The sequence below is a fragment of the Bacillus sp. PSXD-155 genome, assembly GCF_049310765.1.
Lineage (GTDB): Bacteria > Bacillota > Bacilli > Bacillales > Bacillaceae_G > Bacillus_A > Bacillus_A cereus.
The window spans coordinates 45,559-69,164 of the sequence record NZ_JBMOWC010000018.1 but is presented as its reverse complement, the minus strand read 5'-3'; the positions used below and the strand labels follow the sequence as shown (position 1 = coordinate 69,164).

The following is a 23,606-nucleotide window of genomic DNA, read 5'->3' as shown; positions in this document are numbered from 1 at the left end:
TTCTAATAAAATAGCGTTTTTGTTTAGTTTCACTCTAAAAGTAAAATTTTCATTTTTTCATTCAACCAAGTTCATAACATATTCTTTTCCCCCGATAAAATAATGATTAGGTGTCCCATGCGCATTTTATTCATTGGAAATAATACCTTTCACGTACTTACGTATTAGAAAATTCATTTCTGCTTCTTCTCCACTAGCAATTTTGTTCACTTTTTTGATACATTTATGAAACATTCACATGTTATCTTCAATATGTTCTATTCTTTTTGAAAAACCATGTGAGAATACCAAAATAAGAAGCCTTAGAGCCCTAACTCTAGGGCTTCTTGTTTTCAAATAAGGATTTTGCTAAAAAACTACACATTTATTAAGAACATGCATAAAATATAATGTGGTATTCTTTTTCAATATTAATGTTTATCCGAGAGCGCCTTGAATGGCGCTCTTTAATTTCCAAATAACATTTTTAGATAATTACGAGAGCGGATTTTATTATGTTGTACAAGCACTACTTCACTTTATTAAATAGACTATATAGATATCTAAAAGAAGGGAGCTTTAAATTCATATGGCTGATTACTTTTATAAAGATGGTAAAAAATATTATAAAAACCAATCACATTCCAACAATCAAAAAAATAACTGTTTTATTGAAACTCATACGATAGCTGGTTCTGCAGAAAATGCAAATGGAAATATACCTGTGTCAGTTTTCCTTGAAACCACCGCTCCACAAACTGTATTTGAGGATTTTACAAACAATCATAATAAAACATTAATTCAGTTATTCGTTGTCGGTATGAGTGCACCCGTTCAAGTAACTATTCTAACAAGAAGATCTAGCGTACCAATTACTACTACATTACAACCTGTTCAAACAAAAATATTTCAAGTTGAAGATTTTCAAAGTCTTACTCTTACAAAGCAGGAAGGTTCTACTAGTGTAGTTAGTTTATTTGTTCAAAAAACATTTTGTATATGCTGTAACGATAATAACGATTCATGTGATGAATATTACCACGAATGTAATTGATAGATTAAATCACCAGAAAAACCCTTTATATAAAGGGTTCTTTTCCTTTTACTCCCCTCATTTTCCCGTTTTTTATTATGTTTCCTAACTTACAGTAATGTCCTTAAAAAAATTTTCATATATATTTATCAAACGCACTTTAAAATCCCAGAGTTTCAAATAATTTCAAAAGTCGACTGACCAACAATATTCGACTTATCTTTAAAAACTTATTAAAAATAACTTAGATACAAAAAGGCTACGTTTTATATAAGATAAAAAATTATCTTACGCAAAGGAGCTTGATTATTTGTGAATTACCAAAATGATAACAACTCTAACATTCACAAACCTTGTTCTTGTCCATCTCCCACGGCTAACAGTTTAAATGTTGTTCAAACTACCCCATCAATAATTTCTGTAAACTCTGCGATTCCACTAGATACCGTGGTAAATTCTAATGGTACGGCAATCTCATTCACACCACCAACAACTGTTTTACTTGAAGGTGGAAGAACCTATTTGGCAATCTATGAAGTGCAAGTTATCATTCAACCAGGAGGTAATTCGGCAGGTATCACTATGTATCTGAATAATAATCCAATCATTGGATCAGGTACTTCTCTAGGATATACAGCCGGATTCACTTCTGTATCAGCCCCCGCAATTTTCACTACACCTCCAGGTATAACAAGTACTCTTACTGTTAATGTAGGACCATATTCTAATACATTAAATACATTGGGCTTAACTCTTGCTGTTGTAGCATTGACATAATAAAATGTAAAACTCTCTACAATGATTTTCTTTGTCCTTTAACTGTTTTTTGGGTTAGCCTCTAGGAACTCAACATAACTACATATAGAAAAAGAACATTATTTGGTTCGATAGTAATAGGTGACTCGACTAGCACAATTGCTGAGTCACCTATTTATCTATAACAAAATAAAGCTTTTATTTAATTTATTACTTGTTCTTTTTAATGCATTATTCTATTACAATTTCCTCCTAGCAACCAAGTATTGGCTATATCCCCCATATGAACACCTCAATTTTATTGGCATATACTTTGAAGGAAAAAACATTTCAATTAAACATATACCTACAAATTCAGTTGCTAATAATTTACCAAAAATTACTTAACATTTAATTTTTTAAAGGAGGTATTTATAAGATATAATCGAAAATCAAATTCGTGTGATAAATTTCAGCAACCCTGCTTTGTTTCTATATCCCCTTGTGATCAAAGTAATTGCTGTACACCTGTTTTTTTCTCGAATGCTCAACAACAAGAATTATTGCAAATAATAAATCAATTAAATCAAGCCATCCTTTCTTTTTTCACAACACCAAATCCAACAACTATACAAATACTCCAATCAGCATTACAGGCATTAAATGATTTATTAATAGCAGTACAACCAAATACACCAAATAGAAATTTAGTTATAAGAACTATAAATCAATTAATTAATTCTTTACCTACCGCATCTCTCACTCAAATCTCAGCATTATTCCAATTTCTATTCCAAAGCTTGTCTTCACTTATAAGTTGTTCAAATATATCGGACCCCTTATTACAGCAAACATTCAACTTAATTTTACAAGGAATCTTAAATAGTTCGCTATTAAGTAACATCGGAACACCGGGGCCGACTGGAGCCACTGGACCTAGAGGATTTCCTGGACCTAGAGGCGCTCAGGGTTCTCAAGGTGTGCAAGGAATTCAGGGGCCTGAAGGGCCTCAAGGACCTCAAGGTGTAGAAGGAATTCAGGGGCCTGAAGGACCAGAAGGACCGGAAGGACCTCAAGGTGTACAAGGGATTCAAGGACCACCAGGACCACCTGGGCCTACTGGTTCAGGGACCGGAATGGGAATTCCTGGACTACTGGGCCTCAGGGTATCCAAGGGATTCAAGGACCGGAAGGACCGGAAGGGCCCACTGGACCTCAGGGTGTACAAGGAATTCAAGGGCCGGAAGGACCGGAAGGAGCCACTGGACTTCAGGGTGTGCCAGGAATTCAAGGGCCGGAAGGACCACCAGGAGCCACTGGACCTCAAGGTGTGCAAGGAATCCAAGGGCCGGAAGGGCCGGAAGGACCACCGGGACCTACTGGACCGACCGGACCTACTGGGCCAACCGGACCTGCATGTAATTTCCTAGTATATGCTACAAATGCAGGACTCATAGATGACCCTACAAATGATACAGTATCTGTAATTAACACCGGAACAAATATAGTAGTTGATACAATTACTGTAGGTAATGCACCACTTGAAGTAACGGTTTCACCAAATGGAGCTCGTGCCTATGTTACTAATATTTTTTCTGATACCGTTTCCGTTATTGATACTGCTACGAATACTGTTATCGCTACCATTCCCGTTGGAACTGATACAATCGGTGTAGCTGTTTCTCCAGATAACACAACTGTTTATGTTGGAAATCATGGTAATAATACTGTTTCTGTTATTAATGCAGCTACCAATGCAGTTATCACTACCATTCCTGTTGGCCTCGCTCCACAAGGAATCACTGTTTCACCAAATGGGACCTTTGCATATGTTGCAAACGAATTAAGCAACACAATTTCTGTTATTAATACTGCTACCAATGCAGTTATCGCTACCATTCCTGTCGGTATTCGTCCTAGAATAATCGTCTTCACACTAGATGGTACTCGTGCTTATGTCACAAATCAAAACAGCAATACTGTTTCTGTTATTAACACCGCTACCAATGCAGTTATTAATACAATTAACGTAGGTACCGAACCTGTTGGTATAGATATTACACCGGGTGGAAATCTTATTTACGTTGTAAATAAAGTTAGCAATAATGTATCTGTAATAAATGTGGCGACAAATACTGTGATTGATACAATTTCTGTTGGTTTATCCCCTGATCAAGTAACTATCATACCTGATGGCACTCGAGCATATGTTACAAATCAAGCTAGTAATACTGTTTCCGTTATTGATATTGCTACGAATACTGTTATCACTAATATCCCAGTAGGTGTCGCTCCAACCGGAATAGCTACTGGAACTATTTGTGAATAAAATAAATAAATAAATGAAAGCCACAGATAGTTTTTATTAACATTGATAGTATGTGATATTCTTTCTTTAACTACGTTCAAACAACCAGGATAAACCTCTATATTCTGTTAATATTCTTTTCTGTTTTGTCTTACAGAACCTGCCGAGCTGCTAGCTGTTGTTAGCTGCTCTCTTTCTATAAAATCCAAATCAAATACCAATCAATTTACTGAAATTGTTTTTTTGGAATTACATGATAATATTTACCTATAAAATCATTACCCTTATACAAAGAGCTATGAGCCTTTCCACTCATGGCTCTTTTTTATTACGATTTTCACTTCACATCTACACGATCAACTTTACCGTTTATCCAAACCGCGACTTGCTCACCAAATCCACTCATTGGTGGATGACTACTGTTACATTTCCGCCCTTCACTATTAAAAGTTTGTTGCTACCAACATCAATTTCTACTTTTTTCAAATATCCTTCTCCCTTTTACTACCGCATGTACTCGACAACATCAGTTTTAAAGCCACTTCCCAAATAAACCCTTACTGGAATTACTACACGACCTAGCTCGTCCACTTTTCTTGCAACACCTGTTTTTTCATAGCTTACTCTCCTTTAGTATTTTTATATTTATTTAAAATCTCATCCAAACGTTTCTAATTACGAATGGTTTCTGCTTATCAAGATTTAGATTTAATTAATTGTAATAAATCGGTTGGGGGTTTATACAGAAATGCTTTCAGGGAAATTTTTATAAAGAAATAAAAAATGCAGCAGTGAAAAAAATTAAAACTCATAATTTAAGACATACACACGCAACTATACTATTGAAACAAGGAGTTAACCCTAAAATTATCAGTGAGAGATTAGGTCATACTGACATTTCATTAACTCTTAGTATTTATTCTCATGTTTTACCGAACATACAGGAAGAAGGAGTAAAAAATTTTGGTAAAAGTATCATTGGATAGTTAACGTTTGCAAACTGTTTGTATTTTATAACAAAAAGCCAAACAAATCTTGTATTAACAAGGTTTATTCACTTTAACATATGTTATCATGTATAATACATATGTTAAGTAAATTTTGAATAACGAGGCAAATATTATGGACTTTGTTTATATTAATCAAAACGTATTAAATAATCTTCTATACATTTTATGTAGTATATTTGTTTTTTATTTCATATATGATAGCAGGCATTATTTGAAAAAATACAAAATATTACTGATTACCCTTTGTTCTAGTATCCCGCTTATTTTATGTATGCGATACCCTATCTATATGGATGAAAGTTGTATTCATGATTTAAGACAAATTCCGGTCATAATAGGTACGCTTTATGGTGGATTCCCTGTCGGTATCATATTGTTTACAATTTTATTAATTACAAGATTTATATTTTATGGCTTTAATATGCTGACAGTCGTTGTTTACGGAATAATGTTCATCGTTACAGCACTCGCATCTTCAAAATTTAATACATATAATAGAAAGCTTAAAGTAGCTTTTTCCATGTTTTTAACCTTTTTCCTAGCAATATTTACAACTGTAATTGTATTAACTTTATCAGATTTTGAAGTGAATAATTTGTATATTATTTATTTCATGGTATTACCGACTACTTTAATGTTATTTATTGTTTATATAAATGAAGTTATAAAAGATGCTGTATTAATGCGCTCAAAATTAATTAAAATGGAAAAAATGGAGATTGTTAGCCAACTCGCTGCAAGTATATCGCACGAAGTAAGGAATCCTTTAACGGTTGTAAAAGGATTTACACAGCTTTTAAAAACACCAAATTTAACTCCTGAATCAAGAGACGAATATATTAAACATATACTTGAAGAGTTAAATCGTGCCCAAGAAATTATCGATGATTACTTAACGTTTGCCAAACCTGCTCCAGAAAAATTAGATCAAATTTCAGTAAAACAAGAGTTAAATCGAGTTATTAATATGATATTGCCATTGTGTAATATGAATACGATACATATTACACAGGATTTTTCTGAGGCAACCATTGTTGGTAATAAACAGCACTTTCAACAATGTTTTTTAAACTTAATAAAAAACAGTATTGAAGCAATGCCTAATGGTGGTACCTTAAATATTTCCTCATCTATCAATAATAGTAAAGTTGAAATACGAATTGAAGATAGCGGAGTTGGAATGTCACAGGAGCAAATACATCGATTCGGTGAACCGTATTTTAGTACAAAAACAAAAGGAACTGGTTTAGGTACGATGGTTGCTGTTAAGATTATTGAGACGATGCATGGAAGTTTAAAAATCCGAAGTATCGTTAGTAAAGGAACGACTTTAACGATTACGTTCCCGAAATATAGTAAGCATACGCATTTAAACAAATAAAAAAGGAGCATAGTTGCTCCTTTTTTATTTGTTTCGATACATAAGTATCTTCAATGTTTTTTTAGTTTACATTTGTGAAGACTAATTAAAAATTAGTATCCTCCGCCCCAGCAGCTGCATCCTACAATTATTAATAGAATGAATAACACAACTAATAAAGCGAAACCTCCACCAAAACCACAAGAACCACCGTAACTCATATTTTTTCCTCCTTTTGGTTTGAAAACTAATAGGTAGTTGATCATTTTAACTGGTTCGTATTATACATTATGTGTATATCCCTTTTTTGAGCATGTCTACATAAAAATAAGTAAAAGCACTCGTTTAAAGAGTGCTTTAAAATGGATACCAAAAGTTTTGAAATACGTTTAATTTTAAATATACCGCAGCAATGAATATGAAAACACCGGCAAATAAAACGATGAAATCTTCACGTTTCGCCTTACTTGTATAAAACCATGTACGTTTATCCTTCTTTCCAAATCCTCTTAAATCCATTGCATTTGAAATCGTATCTATTCTTTCTAGAGAATGAATGATTAGCGGCCAGAAAATTAAAAAACGGTTCTTCATACGAACCCATATATTTGCTTCTCCTTTTTCAAAAGCCACGCCTCTCGCTTCTTGCGCGTGTTTAATAATTTTATACTCAGACTGGATGTCAGGAATATAACGTAGTGCAATATTTACTGCATATGTAATCTTATAATGAATACCAAGTTTACTTAAGCTACTTACAAATTCGCTTGGATCTGTCGTGTAAATAAAAAGAAGTGTAAATGGTAATAACGTAAAATACTTTAATGAAAGTGTAGCTGCATAAAATAATGTTTCATATGTAATCGTTGCATATCCAATATGTAAAAACGCGGTATATGATTCAGTTAATTCAGATCCATAAGTTGGTGTAATAAATAAAATCATGACAGAGTTTAATAAACTAAATGTAAATATGACACTAAAAACAATTAAAATTTTACGAAATGGAATTTTAGCAATGCTGAGTCCGATACATCCAATAATAAATAGTATTAGCAACACCCGAAAATCAAAAAACAAAAAAGTAAGCATCATACAAAAAATAAATAAAAACAATTTCACTACCCCATCCATACGATGAAAATATGTACTATGCACCTTCCTCCCTCCTATTACTATCTAAATAAAGTTCCATAAATTTTTCCGGACATGCAATCCCACTAAATTTAACAAGCTTGGTTAAAGAACTCTCTCTTAAGTTAGCTATTTGTAACGTTTCTTGATCACCAAATACATTAGACACTGTATTATCCGCAATAATTTTCCCTTCATGTAGAACTACTGCACGGTCTGCATATTCTAGTGCGAGATTCATATCGTGAGTGATAAAAACAAATGAAATTCCCTTTTTAGCTAGTTTTTTAATAAAAGACATAAATTGTTTATAGTGATAATAATCTTGTCCCGCTGTCGGTTCATCTAATATGATAAGCTTAGGATTTGTTGTTAATACAGATGCGATTGTTAATCTCTTTTTTTGCCCATAGCTTAGTGCTTGAATTGGCCAATTACGAAATGGATATAAACCACAAATTTTTAAAGTTCTTTCTACTCTATTCTTAATTTCTTCCTTAGAAAAATTATGTAATGTTAATGTAAATGAAACTTCTTCAAAAACAGTAGACTGTGTAATCATATGATTTGGATTTTGCATCACGTAAGATATGATTTTCCCACGTTTACGAATAGACCAAGAACTAATATTTTCACCTTCTAACAAGATTTTCCCATTTTTTATTTTGTTTATGCCTATAAGACTATGAGCTAATGTGGATTTCCCTGCTCCATTATGTCCCAACAGTGCTACAATTTCTCCTTCATATATTGAAAGGTTTACATTTTCTAATACTTTTTGTTTATTAGGGTATGAAAATGATAAATTCTCCACTTTAAGTAATTCCTTGTTTTTAGTATTACCTTTTAATATGACTTGTTTCTCCATCCACTCTTTTAGAACGTTGCCTACCTTTTCTTTTTGAAGGTTTTCCATTGGATATATTACGTCATTATTACGATCAAAATGTAATCTCTTTAATGCTTCGATGTAAATAGGCTCTCTTAAGCCAATACATGGTAATATATTTGACGCTAAGATTTCTTTTGGTGTTCCTATTGCAAAGACTTTACCTTCATCAATTAATATAACTTTGTCTAAATCCAGCTTTAAAATTTCTTCTATCCTATGTTCGATAATAACAATCGTTTTATTATATTGCTCATGTATATCTTTCATAAGTTCTATCGTATGTACGGCGCTTAGTGGATCTAAGTTCGCTAACGGTTCATCGAACAATAATATATCCGCATTTGTTGTTAATAAACCAGCAAGAGAAACTGTTTGCTTTTGACCTCCTGATAATTCATGTGGACTTTGTTTATGAAACGTATGCATCTTCACCTTTCTTAATGAGTCGGAAACAATCTTTTTCATGTCATCTTGATTTACACATTCATTTTCTAAATAAAAAGCTACATCTTCTTCTACTGTCAGACCAATAAATTGAGCATCTTGATCTTGCAAAATTGTTCCTACCTGCTTACTTTGTTCAAAAATACTTCCTTCCCTCGGATCTTTACCGGCAATTAAAACGTTACCTGTACTAGTCCCTTCGTAAGAAAATGGGATTAGCCCATTTATACAATGAGCTAATGTCGACTTTCCTGAACCACTTCGTCCAGCAATTAGTACTTTTTCCCCAGGGTATATATGAAAGGTAATATCACTTAAAGTAGGCTGCGCAGCATGCCCATATTGAAAGGTAAATTGTTCAAACGAAATAATTGGTTGCATGTTAACATCCCTACTTTTCAATTTTTAAATGTGTATGTTTCTTATTAGATTTTGCCAAGCCAATTGTAAGTGGCAATCCAAGTACTAAGAAAACGATAACATCGGAAATTGTTGCTCCTAATACTTGGATAACAATTTTGTCAAATGGTTCTCCCATCACAATAATATCGAATGCCCCAGCAAATATAATAGCAATGACAATACCAACTAGCCCAGTAATTGCTAAATAAGAAATATCCCCCTTGTTAAACGACCCGTTTTTCACACTAAAACCAACTCTTTTTTGAATAAGACCCATCGAAAAACCAATAATCCCTGAACTAATAACCCAGCCCCACCAAATCCCCCATCCAGCAATCGTATCTGTTACGGTATGACCGATAAGTCCGATTAACAGTCCTGCCACTGGACCAAATAATGCTCCAAAAACAGTTAATATAGCTAATGCTGGTTTAATAAATGTATTCGGTGCAATAGAAAATCCCCAAAGTCCTAATATCCCGTATAATGCTGCTCCAATACCGATTGCTACTACTAACTTTGTTGATAATTTGTTCATTACAATTCCCCTCTCATATTAGTCAACTTTTATTACTCTATATTTAATTTAAAAATGAATTATGCATCTACACTCCCTTTCTATACAACAAAAAATGACCTCTTATATAAGAGGTCATTTTCTTTCACGTTCAAGAATCCTCTTATCTTTCAAAAAACACAACGTGTCCTCTGCGGAATTAGCACCTTCCTATAAAATTGCATAGGGGTTGCTGAGGTTTCTTAGGGCCGTTCCCTCCACCTCTCTGGATAAGTATTAATTTGTAATTCGTATTATGGCACTAAAGAATATAAATTTCAACACTTTTCTTACTATTTTTATTTTTTGTTAAATGGATCATTTAAATCATTGTATTCTTATCGGAATTATGAAATAATAAATTCAAAATCGTTTCGGGAGGAATGCATTATGAAAGTTATTGGTTTGATTGGAGGATTAAGTTGGGAATCTACATCATTATACTATAAACATATTAATACACTTACACTCTCTCAATACGATCAAAATGCAAAGTTAGTTTTATATAGTATGGATTTTGGTGAAGTAACTACTTTATTACAAAACCATCAATATGAAGAAGTGAAAAATGAACTAGTTACAGTTGCAAAGAAAGTTGAAAAATCTGGGGCTGAATGTTTATTAATGTGTTCAAATACTGTACATCTATTTGCCGAGGAGGTAGAACAAGCAATATCTATCCCGCTTCTTCACATTGGTGATGTAAGTGCTAAAGAAATGGTAGAACAGAATATAAAACGTATCGGACTATTAGGAACAAAACAAACGATGGAGCAAGATTTCTATAAATCACGATTAGCGAAATATAACATTGAGACAATTATCCCAAATGAAGAGGAAAGAACCTTTATCCACCATGTCATATTAGATGAATTAAGTAGAGGGATCATTTCAGAAACATCTAAAGAAAAGTTATTACAAATTACAAAATCATTAATTCAAAACGGCGCTGAAGGTATATTATTAGGCTGTACTGAAATACCTTTACTCATCTCCCAAAATGATCTTACTGTTCCCGTTTTTGATACTGCTTTTTTACATGCAAATACTGCTGTGCAATTTGCTGGATAAGAATATACAAGCATAAAGGTGAGAACCTCTATGCTTGTATACAGTTACGACTATTTATCCCGCTATTTATGGGTAGTAAAATCCCTACCGATTAAAGTTTTACTTTATTTAAAAGAGATTCAATAACTGCAATTGCTTCTTTTGAACCACCACATTCTAAAAAGCTATCATTAAGTTTTCTTATACCATGTTTATACTTTTCATTTGAAAGAACATCTATTACAGCCTCTTTTAAAGTGTGCACATTAACATGTTCTTTCAATAGTCTATGTGCCGCTTCAAGCTCAGTTAATCTTTGCGCTATCATAGGCTGATCTTTATCATGCGGTATTATTACAAATGGGACATTATAATGAATGGCATCGTGTACGCTATTCATACCACCATGTGTAATAAAAACATCTGCTTCATTTAATATTTCTGATTGAGGTACGTATGGAGCAATTATAAAATTATCTGGCGCTTGCTTTATTTTTGAAATATCATTTCTATCACCAATTGCCATTACAACTATCCCATCAAAATCTGAAAAAGTATCAATACAAGTATTAAAGAATGATTCGAGTCCTTCAAGCAGTGTTCCCATTGAAATGTAAATAACTTTCTTCTCTTTAAGTGATTCCAGTGGAAACTTTATATTTGTTTTACGCTTTGAAATGCTCGGTCCAATAAAAATGTTATTTTCTCCGAACGATTCGCTATTAGGTTGGAAATAACGACTTGTGTATACAAAACAAACATCACCCTTATTATTCATAAATTGAAGATTATTCTTTGGTTTTACTCCAAATTTATGTTCCATCTGATTTAGTAATTTTTCAGAGATCTCCTCTGGTTGGAATGGTATATCTGCATTTGGATGAAAAGGTAATGTCTTCAAAAACTCTGAAGGAATTAAAAATATAGGTGAGGAAACTACACCTGGAACTTGTAAATACTCCTTTACTAACTCTCCCGCGCCAAATATATCATAAATTACGAAATCAAAATTTATACTTTCACATAATTGTTTCGTAATTTCTAATATATATAAAGCAGTTTGAACATGCACATGAAAGAAAGCATTTAACCCAGATGAGGTTTCAGCATCAATAGAAATCTCCTTTAATAGATCCGGGTGAGTATGTACAGTAGCTCCTAAATCTTCAATTCTATCCTTAAAGTTTGCCGTTGTAATATAATGTACGTGATCCCCTCGTTCAGTAAAGGCTTTTACTAAATTTAATGTAGGGTTTACATGTCCCTCTGCTGGAAAATTAACCACTAAAATATTTAGCACTTATTCCTCACTCCTTATATTTCACTGTTTTAATTAAGCATACTGTTATTTGTACAAGTAATCTTCCCCTAATAGTCCTAATATGCTTGCTACATTATATTGATAAATAATTTTCAGTCATCAACATAAAAAAAGCATCTACCTATGTAGATGCCTAACCGTGATAAGGAGTGTTCTGTGAGGTTAGAACAAGCTTTTCTGCTTGTCCTATGCTATTAATATATGATTGATTTTATAAAACGTGAATAGTTAATAGAATTATTTTATCCATTTTATATGATCAAATGGATAAAATACCATTTCTACTTTACCTATTATATTTGACTCATCAATAAGTCCAAGTGTATTCCTACTATCTTTACTATGATTACGATTATCACCTAACACAAATAATTTATGCGTAGGAACTTTTATTTCTCTAAAATTTGAAAAACGATTGGATACTTGTGACATATCTAAATTTATATACGACTCATCACGCTTTTTACCGTTAATAAATACCTCATCCTTTTTTAGTTGTATATTATCCCCCGATAATCCAATAATTCGTTTCACATAGTAAGTAGGCTCGTCTTCTTTTTTTATAATGACAACATCTCCATGATGAAAAGACGATAAACAGACGTTTACCTTATTAACAAGTATATAATCTTTTTCATTCAAAGTAGGTTGCATCGAAATTCCTTCTACCATACAAAATAAAAAGGACTTATTAATAAAAATAACCCCTATTATAATTAATATGTAGCTACATATGTTCCTCCAATATTTTAGAATAAACAGCTTCATATATACCTCATTTCTAATCTATCCCCAGATAAAAACGCCTCTAGTTCACATGAATGCTAGAGACGTTTCGTTCATTTTAATTCTCTTTAGAGGCATCTGTTTTTGGCGCTTCATCAGTTAATCGCTTATTTTTCAAATCAAAATAAGCATCTAAAACTTCTTTTCCAATATCGGAGTTAATGCCCGATTTATCATTTTCAACCCACGGTACTACAACAGAAAATGCTACTTCTGGATCATCATATGGCGCATATCCAGCCAATGTTAAGTTATAACATTCTCTACGATCGCCTTTCGCATTTCGCCCAATTTCATTTTCTCCACCATATACAGTTTGTGCGGTCCCTGTTTTACCAGCTGGTTTATATGGTGCTTTTTGGAACGCTCTTACTCCCGTTCCATCTCCTTCTTGAAATACTTTTCTAAATCCTTCTTTTACTTGATTAATATATTCTTGTTTCATATCGATTCTATTTAAAACAACGGGTTCTATTGATTGTACTACTTTACCAACCTCATCTTTTTGAACGGTTTGTTCTCTAATCTCTTGAACAATTTGTGGTTTCATTCGATACCCTCCATTTGCGATAGTCGAAATATATTGTGCAAGCTGAAGTGGTGTATACGTATCATATTGTCCAATAGAATAATCTAATAAGAAACCAGGCTGATTATCTTTTCTTCCAATTTGTCCTGCAGTTTCATTTGGTAAATCAATACCAGTTTGTACGCCTAGTCCAAATTGCCTGAAATAATACCTCATTTTATCAAAATATTCTTGTTTAATATCTAGCGAACTATTTTTTACATAATCCACGCCAGCAATTTTCAATGCTATATTAAACATATAAACGTTTGAAGAAACTTGTAACGCTCTTAGATCGTCTATATCACCAAAATTTTTCCAAGACTTCTTTTCCTTGGTTCCTTTAAACTTCATAGGTGCATCATAAAAATGTGTTCCAGGAGTTATTGCATTTGTTTCAAACCCTGTTAAAACTGTCGCACCTTTAACCGTTGATCCAAGCTCATATGAACTTGTCAGCGTGCCTAAAGCATAATCTTCTACTTCCATTTTCCCATCTTTTTCTACAAGCCTTTTCCCAGCCATTGATAATACTTGGCCATTTTTCGGATTCATCATCACTACGAAAGCACGGTCTAACATTGATTCTGATCCTTTATATTGTTTTAATATTTTTTCTATGCTCTCCTCTACTTTTTTTTGCAATTCCATATCTATTGTTAAAGTTAAATTTTTACCGCTTTTCCCTTCAGTAACAGTTTCCGTTCTAATAGTATTTCCTTGTTTATCAGCAATGCTTCTTACTTCTTTTTTTGTACCATGAAGTACATCTTCGTATTGCTGTTCGATATAACTTTTGCCGACCCTATCATTTCGGCTATAATCACGCACTAAATAATAATCTAATCGTTCACGTGGCAATCCTTCATCAGCATTTGAAACGTTACCAAGGACAGAACGGAATAATCCATCATTTACATAGATTCTCTCCCAATCAACTGATGCGTCTACTCCTGGAAGGTTCGCTAAATTTTCACTAATCACCGCATATTCCTGTTCACTAACGTCCTTTTTAATAATTTGAGGTGCCATTTGAAAACCTGAGGTCATTTTACTTTTAATAGCTAACACTTCTATATCTTTAGCCGTTAGTTCTTGAAGATTTTTATCTGTAACGCGTTTCCTTTTTAAATCTTCTATTTTTTTGTCTAGCTCTTTTCCGGTAATATCCTTATCTCGGAACTTATCTATTTCTTTTTTTGATACTAAGTCTTGAGCAAGTTCTGGATTTAATTGCATCCAAAAGTCTTTCTTATCAGTCTCAGTTAACTTATCTATATCTTCTTGTGGCATTTCAATAATATCTGCAAGTTGTCTTGCTGATTTTAATATTTCTTCTTGTTTTACACCTTTCACCTTTGTATATGTAATCGTACGTAAAGACTTATTATCAACTACCGGATTTCCTTCACGATCAAATATTTTCCCACGTGGTACAGAAAGGCCCACGGTTGCATTTTCTCTCTTCTCTACTTCATTTTTATATGTTTCTCCATCAAAAATTTGCACTTTCCCTAACTGAATAATAATGCCAGAAAATAATAAAAATACACAAAGGAATAAAATATTTAACCGGAGAGGTACTACTCTACCACTTTTCTTCTCTTGCTTTTTCACCTTGTCATAATCTCCTCCTTACAATATTTCAAATAATAATCACATTTCTATATTAAAAGTAATGTACAATTTCTATACATTGCTTTGTACAAATATTAATATAATGTTTAAAACTTAATAGAAATTAAAACAAAGGTAAAGAAAAGGTAAAGTTTACTAAATTAAATATAAAAAATACCCAATAACAAAAAGCTTAGTTTTCACTAATCGCTTTGTTATTGGGTATTAATTGATTTAAGAATTACTACTAGTGCGTATTGGTATACATTTGTCGTCACAATTAGAAAGAGATTGTTTACTTAGTACTTTCGGTAAGTAAATAGTTACTGTTGTCCCGACACCAACCTCACTCATGATACTAATTGTCCCTTGATGACTTTCAATAATTTTATAACTTAACATTAATCCAATACCAGTCCCTTTTTCTTTCGTACTATAAAAAGGTTCACCTAATCTCTTAATTCTTTCTTCAGGTATTCCTATTCCTTCATCTATTACATGAATGATGACACCATCATCATTTATTTCTTTTATGTGAATTGAAATTTCCCCACCATTTGGCATAGCTTCGATTGAATTTTGCAAAATATTAATAAATACTTGTTTCAATTGATTTTCTGAGCATTCAATAATTATATCTTTGTCATCCGTAAATAGTTCAACTTGAATATTTGTCATAATTGCTTTTGTATTCATTAACGATACGACATTTTTAAAAATTTGATAAATATTTTTCTTTTCTGTATTTATTTCATCTGTTTTAGCAATTGACAGAAATTCTTGCAGGATCGCTTCTATCCTTTCAATTTCAGAAAGCATAAGATCAAAATATCTTTCTTGATCTTCTTTATTAATTTGGAATAACTGTATAAAACCTTTAATTACAGTTAAAGGATTTCTTACTTCATGAGCTACGCCAGCTGCTAATTGACCAATTGCTGCAAGCGTATCTGATTTGTTTAACAATTCTTCTGTCTTTTTTCGCTCTGTAATGTCGCGTACAATAATCATAATTTTATCACGTAATAATGGTAAGCACCTAGCTTCAAAGAAATCAATACTTCCATTAAGTGTGAGTGGATATTCTACAATTACATTCGTTCCTTTTTCCTTCACTTGATTAATGGCTTCCTGAAACTGCTGTGCTACTGAAGATGGTAATACTTCGTAAAACTTTTTTCCCATAAAAGCTTCTGCGGGTACGTAAAACTTCGTAGGAGATCCTGCCTTGTAATCAATAATCGTGCCATCATCTTCTGTTAAGAAACATAAATCTGGTAAAGCTTTAAAAATTAATTCCAGTTCAGATGTTTGTTGTTTTAACTGCTCTTCTATCGCTTTTAAATGCGTAATATCTACACCAACAGCCCAATAACTATATCCTGTTACAGGAAACTGTTCTGAGATATTCGACCACATTATTGTTTTGATTTCACCATTTTTACATGTTAAGTGCATTTCCCAATCTCTGAAATTTTTTCCACAAGTTAAAAATTTCTTTTGTATTTGATGGCGATAATTATGATCAGGATACAATAATTGCAGTGCATTTGGATTTCCAATTATTTCTTCAGCGGTATAACCTGTTACGATTTCGCATTCTCGGTTCCACAAAACAAAATCTCCATTATAATCAAGCGCATCGACCATAACAGGCATGTTTTGTAAAATCGTATGTAGTTCCTCCTCTTTCCGAGAAAGCAACGTTGTATTTTTACTTTGAAATACTTTTATTGCACCATCTAAAATTAAACTTGAGAGCATTTCAAAGTATTTTTGACAACTGAAAATTTCACTTTTTTTGGACCATACAACAAAAGATCCTAAATGTTGATTGTATAAGAAAATGGGGATTTCAATCTTTGGAAGTTTACTCTTTTTTATTTCATTCATTCCGAATGAAAAAACACACTCTTTTTCAGCATCAAGAAGTTGATGTGATATGTTAGTTAATTTATAAAATTGTTCTGCCATGGTTTCTATTGTACTCACATCAATAAGTTCCATTAGCCGCGAATTCATTCTTTGTTCACCTCAATATGTAAAATTAATACAAATCTAAAATTCATACTTCTCCATTATACGAAGAAAGCTAGTGTAGGTATATAGCTGTAGAATAATTATTCGAACAAATTTTATTTTTCAATTAAAACAAGAAAAGAATATATTTCGTCCATTCCTCATTTATTGTCTAGCTAACTTGAATTCCTCCTTACATTCACTGAATTTTCACTTGAGAGTCATACGCGTCACTAATAGCGGTATAAACATGCAATAAGTATAAAGTTCATAAAATATTCACAATTTTTATGAAAAATATACACATTTATTCCAATATATTCTATATAATGAAATGTAATAAGGCTTCTATGAATCTCATAGAATACCTTACCCCTAATAAAAAAGAAAAAAGAATCCATTTGGATTCTTTTTTCTTTTTTTAATTACATTACATATTTATATAAAGCATGTGCCACACCATGTTCTTCATTTGATAACGTTTCGTATTTACACATTGCTTTTATTTCTTCAACTGCATTTCCCATTGCAATTGATATATTCGCTTTTTCCATCATAGAAACATCGTTTAATCCATCACCTATCGCTACAGTGTTTTCAACCGGAATATTAAGATGTTCTGCTAAAGTATATAATCCATTCCCTTTTTGAGCATCTCGATGATTAATCTCTAAATTGTGCCAATATGAAGATGTAATTGCTAAATCTGTATTATGAAGAAATGTTTCTTTTAGTTTTTTTAATTTCTCAATATCATAAGAAAATGGTAATAGTTTATGCACATGTATATCTGTTTCTACAATTGGTTTACAACTTTCCGCACTATGAAACGCTGTATGCTCAAGATATAATGCTGCGATTGTTTCTAACTCTTTCAAGTCGAAATTTTCTTTTGAATTCTTCACATACTCAATTTCATTACGTACACTCTCTACTCCATAATCCGGTACATACACACCTTTATCAGTATAAAGCTGATAATATAAACCATTCTCTTCAAGATATTCTACAATTTCAAGTGCCTGCATATTTTGAATTGGATATCTCTTCATCATTTTTTTATCTTTATATATAAGAGCCCCATTTTCCGCAATGATTGGACACTCTAAATTAACTTCTAACAATAATCGCTCAATGTCAACAATAGAACGTCCTGTACAAATTGCTACAACATGGCCAGCTTCTTGACATGTTCGAATTGCTTCTGCATTTTCTTTACTTATCATTTTATTCCCCGAAAGAAGAGTTCCATCTAAATCAATTGCGATTAATTTCATTATTTCTTCACCACTTTCTATAAATACACGAGTTCTAATTAATTATTAGGTATCGTTTCCATACAATCCTCGTGAGGTACTTCTTATTTATAATTTATGAAAAGCGTTTCAGGTCAAGAAATAATTAAAAATAAAATCCAAAGCTTTTCTTTTTAAAAAAGCTTTGGATTTTAAACTATGAATTATAACTAATGTATTTTGTCTCACACATGTACACGTTTTTTTCTTCAGTTGGGATATATACTTTAAACTTTTCTAATCGTTTTCCATAGACATGAATCGTAATAACGCTTTCATTTTCGCTAATTTCAAGAATATGACAATCTGCTGGTGGAATTACTTTATCAGTTTCTCCTTCTCCCAAATAAAGATTTCCTGTATGTGTTAAATAAACAAGTGAATTTCCAAGTTGTTTCGTTTGTATAAAGTTCTGTACCATTATCCTTCCTGAAAAAACGCCTTCTACTCCCCATGTGCCGTCATGATCATGTAAAGGTGTAGATTGTCCATCTTTCCATACGAGAGCTAGTACTTCAAAACGTTTGAGCGGATCTTCATACAATAAATGTCTTGCATATTGGGTCAAATTGGCCTTCTGTTTTTCTAACGGAAGCCATGTTTTCTTTTCTAAAAGTTCTTCTAGTAATTTTTCAATGCCACACACTATTTCTTCTTCAAATAAACCGTTTTCCATAAGATTTGTAACACCTTTAATAAACTTTTGAAATGATTTACTTCCATTACAAGTCAACATAAGAATCCTCCTCTACGTTTTATACAATTCCATATTAAGGTAATTGCCGAAAACTCACAATTGAGAAACAAAAAAACAAGATGCAAATGTATGCACCTTGTTAAGATTTTTATTTGGCTTTCAATCGAATAGGTAAGTATTTTAATGTTTGTTCATTTTCCAATATACATTTTTCTAAACAGAAAGATGGAGATAGCTCTATTTTTTCAAAAGCATTTATAAAGGTAGTTAATGCAATCTCAGCTTCTAAACGTGCAAGTGGTGCTCCTAAGCAAAAGTGAGGACCTTTCCCAAAGGTTAAATGCTTTTCATTTCCTGTTCGATGTACATTAAATTGAGAGGCTTGTGAAAATTTTTTCTCATCTAAATTCGCTGCACTAACCCACGCAACAATCATCTGATTCTTTTTCATGAAAGGACCAAATATATTTGTATCCTCTGTAATCCTCCGGGCCAATGTAACAGGAAAGCGATAGCGTAATACTTCCTCAATCGCTTTTAAAATTAAGTTAGGTTCTTTTCTTAACTCTTCATAAATTCCAGGTGAATCTACTAAAAAGCAATAAAAGCTATTAATAATTAAATTTGTAGTGGTTTCATTCCCAGCCGCTAGTAAACCTAATGAAAAGGTTACAATTTCTTCATCGGTTAATCTTTCGCCTTCATATTCAGCTCGAATTAAATCAGAAATGATATCATCGGTTAAATGATATCTCTTTTCCTGAACAATCGGTAGAAGGTATGCTTTGAATTCATGTAATGCTATCCCTTTCTCGGCATCCAGATCATTAAACTTTTCTTTACTATACGGCATAAATAAAATATCAGACCATTCTTTAATTTTTTTACGATCTGTTGTTGGGACTCCTAATAAATCGGAAATAACGGTAACAGGTAAAGGTGCAGCAAACTGTTCAACGATATTAACTTCACTACATTTTTCGATATGTTGTACAAGTTCATCTGCGATAGTCTGTATTCGAGGTTTCCACTGTTCTAAACTTCTTGGAGTAAATGCTTTAGAAACAATGGAACGTACATTGCGATGTTCTGGTGGATCTGTAGAGTTTATATTTATTCTAGTTTCTAAAGGAGGGATTGAGAATTGTCTGCGCTCCCTTCTACTTGAAAATAAGCGATAATCTGATAAAACACGATTTACATCATCATATAAAAAAACATTCCATACATCCTGCTCTTCATCATAATGAACTGGGTGATTATCCCTCATCAAACGATACCATTCATATGGATTCCATAATTCTTCTTTTGTTTTCAGCTTTGAAATTTCATGAACTAAAATAACATTTTCAGGTGAAGCCATAGTTCTTTCCTCCCTTTTCTTTTACAATAAAAGTGATAGGTCGGCAGTCCAAAGTTGTATAAACTATCATATGTTATTTTAACATATACCAAAGGGGATTTTTCATTAGAGAACTTGAGAAATATATAAGGGGGATTTTTATGTACGTTGACATTTTACTACTAGCAGAATTAACGACAGGACCAAAACATGGATATGAAATTAAAAAAAATGTTCAAAATCGTTTAGGTGAAAATTTCGAATTAAATCACAACATGCTTTACCCTGCCCTTAGGCGCTTTGAAAATATGGGTGCTATAACGAAAAAAATACATAAACAAGTCGGAAAACCAAACCGAAATATGTACGATATAACAGAAACAGGAGAAGAAATTTTTTCTGAAATGTTACGAGAGTTTCCCGAAAAACTTGCGACAAACAATACAGAATTTCTTGTTCGTATTGCGCTATTTGAAAAACTTGACTATGAGGATAGAAAAGAGATTTTGACTGTACGTCAAAACGTACTACATAATCAGCTTACTGCTATTCAGTCTCTAGATGTTACCTCATCTTTTATTACTGAAGTCATTGAATTTAGTAAATCACGAATTGAACATGAATTGAGTTGGATTACATCACTTATGAAAAAAATATGAAAAAATAACAAGAAAAGTTAAAAACAATGAATGAAAATGATATTTATTATCAATACTATAATTAATAAAAGGGCAACCACGATTTGGCTACCCTTCAAACATTTACACTTCTGGATCGAAAGTTTTGCAATCTGTTTCTTCCGTTGTAGATGCATGTTTACCTTTATGACTTACTACGTAAATTGCCTCTGCACTACATTTATTACCGTTCGCCCAAAATTTACAGTTATTTACTTCACATAAAACGTCTTGTGCCATAGTATCACACCTCCTTGTTCTATTATCATTAACAAAATTCGGAGGTATGATACTATTTGTCATCCATTTTTTATTCCCTTTTTAGCTTTCTTAATGGTTCAATATCTCCGCGTACAATAGCATCAATATTTCCAGTTATTTTTTCAATATCAAAATGCCACCATTGAATTTGCAATAATTCTTCTATTATTTCATTTGAAAATCTCTCTTTTATTTTATTTGCAGGGTTTCCACCAACAATTGTATATGGTGCGACGTCTCTAGTCACAACAGATTTAGCTGCAATGATTGCACCATCCCCTATTTTTATTCCGGGCATAATTGTTGTATCCATACCAATCCAAACGTCATTTCCTATAACTGTATCACCTTTATAAGGTAAATCAGACAAACTAGGTGTATACTTTTCCCACCCATTTCCAAATATATTAAATGGATATGCCGAAAATCCATCCATCCGATGATTGGCTCCGTTCATAATAAAGTTAACTCCAGATGCAATACAACAAAACTTTCCAATATTAAGGCGATCTCCAAGAAATTCATAATGATGTAATACTCGATCTTCAAATGTTTCTCCATCTTTCGCATCATAATAAGAATAGTCACCAACAAGTATATTAGGTTTTGTTATTATATTTTTTATAAATTGAACGTTTTGATTTCCTTCAATAGGGTATTTAACATTTGGATTAGGATTCATTTTGTACGGCACTTCCTTTACCACTTATTTGACTTTCTACCGCTATTACTGGCTTTAAATTGTATATAGGTAAAATAAACAATAATCCAATTATAAAAAGTAAAGCCGTCCCTTCATACATCATACTTAATGAAAACATCTCTTTTAATGAGCCAGCTATACTCATCGTTACTACCATTGAACCGGTAAATAGCGGACTTAAAATACCATTTACACGACCTATAAAATCGGTATCGCTATTTTGAATAATAAGCGTATTAATACCAATTTGGATACAAGGAAGAGCTAAGCCACTAAAAAGCTGAGCTGTAAGTGTCACCCATAAATTTGTAGAATATCCTATAATGCCAATACCAATTGCTTGACCAAGCATACCGATAATTAACATCTTTTGCGGAGCAACGTTTTTCGCAAATACCATTGCTAATGCTCCGCCAACAATCATTCCCGCACCATTTACTGTTAGTAGCCACTGTAAACTCTCTTTTGATAATCCTAGCTGCTCAGTCACAATAAATATACCTAATGGTTGAATTAATCCTATACCTAGTCCTGCAGCCATAAAGCAAAGCCCTAGCAAAGTTAATGCTTTTTTCTTTTTGACATACTTAATACCATCCTTCATCTCCTGCAGCAGAGTGATATCTTTCTTTTCTACGTCGTTTTCAAGATCTTTCGGAAGAAATAACAATACAACTGCCGCAAGTAAAAACGAGATACCTGTTATGATGATTGAAATATAAATTCCAAAACTATGAAAGATAAATGTCCCTAGAATTGGTCCTAATACCATAAATATTGCAAATATCGTTTGATATATAGACATCGCTAATTGAATTTGTTCCGTTGATAAATGTTGTTTAAACAACTTCATTCCAGATGGTTGTGAAAACTGTGAAAGGATTGCAGAGATGAGTGTCACAAAAAACACAATTTTCCACGTTCCAAACATAAGCGTAATTAAGACAGCGAATACTGAAATGGAACTTAACGTTTCACACCATATCATTGTCTTCTTTGGCTTCCACCTATCAGCAAAGGTACCGCCAATAAATGAAAAAATAAAAATTGGAGCGAATTCAGCAACTGAAATCATGGAAATTGCAAAAGCATCACCTTTTGTCATTTCCATTACATATAGTAATACCGCAAAGTTTCGAACCCATATTCCTATTTGTAAAAATAATGCTGATGCTAAAATCCCTTGAACAAACCGATTTTTTAATACTTGTGATACCCCATTGTTTTGTTTCGTTACTACATTTGTCGACATAAAAAAGCCTCCTATTTCATGTTCTGAACAGGAGGCAGCACAAATCATATAAAAAGACTATATATTCGCAGAGCGAAATACATCCCTTTTCTATAAATGTACAGACTAACCCTATTCAGAAGAATATTTCGTTTTTTAACGAAGATCTCTTACAAATAGAATTAG

General features: G+C 32.6%; 19 protein-coding genes, 3 pseudogenes and 1 riboswitch. Of the genes and pseudogenes, 7 read left to right on the top strand and 15 right to left on the bottom strand.

The window, feature by feature from the left end; translation table 11 throughout:
- The first annotated feature begins 568 nt into the window (after positions 1 to 568).
- The 3 genes and pseudogenes from ACO6VI_RS19850 to ACO6VI_RS19840 all read left to right on the top strand — a co-directional run bounded on the left by ACO6VI_RS19850 (position 569) and on the right by ACO6VI_RS19840 (position 4,076).
- Positions 569 to 1,033, top strand: a complete 465-nt coding sequence (locus tag ACO6VI_RS19850) for a hypothetical protein (protein WP_003318888.1) — start codon at positions 569 to 571, stop codon at positions 1,031 to 1,033.
- Between the two features lie 291 nt (positions 1,034 to 1,324).
- A complete protein-coding gene (locus ACO6VI_RS19845; RefSeq protein ID WP_025710270.1) occupies positions 1,325 to 1,789 on the top strand; it encodes a hypothetical protein in 465 nt (154 codons plus the stop codon).
- A gap of 392 nt (positions 1,790 to 2,181) precedes the next feature.
- Positions 2,182 to 4,076 (top strand): annotated as a pseudogene (locus ACO6VI_RS19840) (beta-propeller fold lactonase family protein).
- 316 nt (positions 4,077 to 4,392) lie between these two features.
- On the opposite strand, the pseudogene ACO6VI_RS19835 reads toward ACO6VI_RS19840, so the two are convergent.
- A pseudogene (locus ACO6VI_RS19835) lies at positions 4,393 to 4,541 on the bottom strand (DUF3954 domain-containing protein).
- Between the two features lie 189 nt (positions 4,542 to 4,730).
- Here ACO6VI_RS19835 and ACO6VI_RS19830 point away from each other — a divergent pair.
- Together ACO6VI_RS19830 and ACO6VI_RS19825 are read left to right on the top strand one after the other, a co-directional pair.
- Positions 4,731 to 5,041 (top strand): annotated as a pseudogene (locus ACO6VI_RS19830) (tyrosine-type recombinase/integrase); the annotation flags it as partial.
- 136 nt (positions 5,042 to 5,177) lie between these two features.
- Positions 5,178 to 6,446 (top strand): sensor histidine kinase, encoded by a 1,269-nt coding sequence (locus ACO6VI_RS19825; protein ID WP_016081432.1) that lies wholly within the window; start codon positions 5,178 to 5,180, stop codon positions 6,444 to 6,446.
- Positions 6,447 to 6,538: 92 nt separating this feature from the next.
- Here ACO6VI_RS19825 and ACO6VI_RS19820 read toward each other — a convergent pair whose 3' ends face one another.
- The 4 genes from ACO6VI_RS19820 to ACO6VI_RS19805 form a co-directional block, all read right to left on the bottom strand.
- The gene (locus ACO6VI_RS19820) at positions 6,539 to 6,646 is read right to left on the bottom strand and encodes a YjcZ family sporulation protein (RefSeq protein ID WP_000120182.1); all 108 of its coding nucleotides are present in this window, start codon (positions 6,644 to 6,646) and stop codon (positions 6,539 to 6,541) included.
- Positions 6,647 to 6,782: 136 nt separating this feature from the next.
- Positions 6,783 to 7,583 (bottom strand): energy-coupling factor transporter transmembrane component T family protein, encoded by an 801-nt coding sequence (locus ACO6VI_RS19815; protein WP_063547420.1) that lies wholly within the window; start codon positions 7,581 to 7,583, stop codon positions 6,783 to 6,785.
- On the bottom strand, positions 7,576 to 9,276 hold the full coding sequence (locus ACO6VI_RS19810; protein ID WP_161520531.1) for an ABC transporter ATP-binding protein: 1,701 nt from the start codon (positions 9,274 to 9,276) through the stop codon (positions 7,576 to 7,578). The genes ACO6VI_RS19815 and ACO6VI_RS19810 overlap by 8 nt, the downstream gene beginning before the upstream one ends.
- A 10-nt stretch (positions 9,277 to 9,286) precedes the next feature.
- Entirely contained in the window at positions 9,287 to 9,835 is a 549-nt protein-coding gene (locus ACO6VI_RS19805) for an ECF-type riboflavin transporter substrate-binding protein (RefSeq protein ID WP_001038210.1), read from the bottom strand.
- 139 nt (positions 9,836 to 9,974) lie between these two features.
- Positions 9,975 to 10,090, bottom strand: a riboswitch (SAM riboswitch).
- A gap of 153 nt (positions 10,091 to 10,243) precedes the next feature.
- On the opposite strand from ACO6VI_RS19805, the gene ACO6VI_RS19800 reads away from it, so the two are divergent.
- Complete coding sequence (locus tag ACO6VI_RS19800) at positions 10,244 to 10,924, top strand: aspartate/glutamate racemase family protein (protein WP_063547418.1); 681 nt, start codon at positions 10,244 to 10,246, stop codon at positions 10,922 to 10,924.
- Between the two features lie 91 nt (positions 10,925 to 11,015).
- Here ACO6VI_RS19800 and ACO6VI_RS19795 read toward each other — a convergent pair whose 3' ends face one another.
- The 7 genes from ACO6VI_RS19795 to ACO6VI_RS19765 form a co-directional block, all read right to left on the bottom strand.
- Entirely contained in the window at positions 11,016 to 12,203 is a 1,188-nt protein-coding gene (locus ACO6VI_RS19795; RefSeq protein WP_063547417.1) for a macrolide family glycosyltransferase, read from the bottom strand.
- Positions 12,204 to 12,461: 258 nt separating this feature from the next.
- Complete coding sequence (lepB, locus tag ACO6VI_RS19790) at positions 12,462 to 12,992, bottom strand: signal peptidase I (protein WP_043924669.1); 531 nt, start codon at positions 12,990 to 12,992, stop codon at positions 12,462 to 12,464.
- 76 nt (positions 12,993 to 13,068) lie between these two features.
- Positions 13,069 to 15,195: a peptidoglycan D,D-transpeptidase FtsI family protein gene (locus ACO6VI_RS19785; protein WP_063547416.1), complete on the bottom strand. Its 2,127-nt coding sequence runs from the start codon at positions 15,193 to 15,195 to the stop codon at positions 13,069 to 13,071.
- A gap of 234 nt (positions 15,196 to 15,429) precedes the next feature.
- On the bottom strand, positions 15,430 to 17,217 hold the full coding sequence (locus tag ACO6VI_RS19780; protein WP_001088549.1) for a PAS domain-containing sensor histidine kinase: 1,788 nt from the start codon (positions 17,215 to 17,217) through the stop codon (positions 15,430 to 15,432).
- A 422-nt stretch (positions 17,218 to 17,639) separates the two neighbouring features.
- Positions 17,640 to 18,491 (bottom strand): Cof-type HAD-IIB family hydrolase, encoded by an 852-nt coding sequence (locus ACO6VI_RS19775; RefSeq protein ID WP_000766393.1) that lies wholly within the window; start codon positions 18,489 to 18,491, stop codon positions 17,640 to 17,642.
- Positions 18,492 to 18,666: 175 nt separating this feature from the next.
- The gene (locus ACO6VI_RS19770; RefSeq protein ID WP_000954443.1) at positions 18,667 to 19,245 is read right to left on the bottom strand and encodes a cysteine dioxygenase family protein; all 579 of its coding nucleotides are present in this window, start codon (positions 19,243 to 19,245) and stop codon (positions 18,667 to 18,669) included.
- Between the two features lie 109 nt (positions 19,246 to 19,354).
- Positions 19,355 to 20,569: a cytochrome P450 gene (locus ACO6VI_RS19765; RefSeq protein ID WP_065483785.1), complete on the bottom strand. Its 1,215-nt coding sequence runs from the start codon at positions 20,567 to 20,569 to the stop codon at positions 19,355 to 19,357.
- A gap of 140 nt (positions 20,570 to 20,709) precedes the next feature.
- On the opposite strand from ACO6VI_RS19765, the gene ACO6VI_RS19760 reads away from it, so the two are divergent.
- On the top strand, positions 20,710 to 21,207 hold the full coding sequence (locus tag ACO6VI_RS19760; protein WP_000289124.1) for a PadR family transcriptional regulator: 498 nt from the start codon (positions 20,710 to 20,712) through the stop codon (positions 21,205 to 21,207).
- A 102-nt stretch (positions 21,208 to 21,309) separates the two neighbouring features.
- Here the strand turns inward: ACO6VI_RS19760 and ACO6VI_RS19755 are convergent, their stop codons facing one another.
- The 3 genes from ACO6VI_RS19755 to ACO6VI_RS19745 form a co-directional block, all read right to left on the bottom strand.
- Complete coding sequence (locus ACO6VI_RS19755) at positions 21,310 to 21,465, bottom strand: DUF1540 domain-containing protein (protein WP_000046095.1); 156 nt, start codon at positions 21,463 to 21,465, stop codon at positions 21,310 to 21,312.
- Positions 21,466 to 21,535: 70 nt separating this feature from the next.
- Entirely contained in the window at positions 21,536 to 22,168 is a 633-nt protein-coding gene (locus tag ACO6VI_RS19750; protein ID WP_063547414.1) for a Vat family streptogramin A O-acetyltransferase, read from the bottom strand.
- The gene (locus ACO6VI_RS19745; RefSeq protein ID WP_023522056.1) at positions 22,158 to 23,441 is read right to left on the bottom strand and encodes an MFS transporter; all 1,284 of its coding nucleotides are present in this window, start codon (positions 23,439 to 23,441) and stop codon (positions 22,158 to 22,160) included. Before ACO6VI_RS19745 ends, ACO6VI_RS19750 begins: the two co-directional genes overlap by 11 nt.
- Between the last annotated feature and the right edge of the window lie 165 nt (positions 23,442 to 23,606).

Bases quoted from the DNA above. Each gene is read 5' to 3' on its own strand.
- ACO6VI_RS19850 (WP_003318888.1), top strand. From the start codon at position 569: ATGGCTGATTACTTTTATAAAGATGGTAAAAAATATTATAAAAACCAA.
- ACO6VI_RS19825 (WP_016081432.1), top strand. From the start codon at position 5,178: ATGGACTTTGTTTATATTAATCAAAACGTATTAAATAATCTTCTATAC.
- ACO6VI_RS19820 (WP_000120182.1), bottom strand. From the start codon at position 6,646: ATGAGTTACGGTGGTTCTTGTGGTTTTGGTGGAGGTTTCGCTTTATTA.
- ACO6VI_RS19810 (WP_161520531.1), bottom strand. From the start codon at position 9,276: ATGCAACCAATTATTTCGTTTGAACAATTTACCTTTCAATATGGGCAT.
- ACO6VI_RS19805 (WP_001038210.1), bottom strand. From the start codon at position 9,835: ATGAACAAATTATCAACAAAGTTAGTAGTAGCAATCGGTATTGGAGCA.
- ACO6VI_RS19800 (WP_063547418.1), top strand. From the start codon at position 10,244: ATGAAAGTTATTGGTTTGATTGGAGGATTAAGTTGGGAATCTACATCA.
- lepB (WP_043924669.1), bottom strand. From the start codon at position 12,992: ATGAAGCTGTTTATTCTAAAATATTGGAGGAACATATGTAGCTACATA.
- ACO6VI_RS19780 (WP_001088549.1), bottom strand. From the start codon at position 17,217: ATGAATTCGCGGCTAATGGAACTTATTGATGTGAGTACAATAGAAACC.
- ACO6VI_RS19775 (WP_000766393.1), bottom strand. From the start codon at position 18,491: ATGAAATTAATCGCAATTGATTTAGATGGAACTCTTCTTTCGGGGAAT.
- ACO6VI_RS19770 (WP_000954443.1), bottom strand. From the start codon at position 19,245: ATGTTGACTTGTAATGGAAGTAAATCATTTCAAAAGTTTATTAAAGGT.
- ACO6VI_RS19765 (WP_065483785.1), bottom strand. From the start codon at position 20,569: ATGGCTTCACCTGAAAATGTTATTTTAGTTCATGAAATTTCAAAGCTG.
- ACO6VI_RS19760 (WP_000289124.1), top strand. From the start codon at position 20,710: ATGTACGTTGACATTTTACTACTAGCAGAATTAACGACAGGACCAAAA.
- ACO6VI_RS19755 (WP_000046095.1), bottom strand. From the start codon at position 21,465: ATGGCACAAGACGTTTTATGTGAAGTAAATAACTGTAAATTTTGGGCG.
- ACO6VI_RS19750 (WP_063547414.1), bottom strand. From the start codon at position 22,168: ATGAATCCTAATCCAAATGTTAAATACCCTATTGAAGGAAATCAAAAC.
- ACO6VI_RS19745 (WP_023522056.1), bottom strand. From the start codon at position 23,441: ATGTCGACAAATGTAGTAACGAAACAAAACAATGGGGTATCACAAGTA.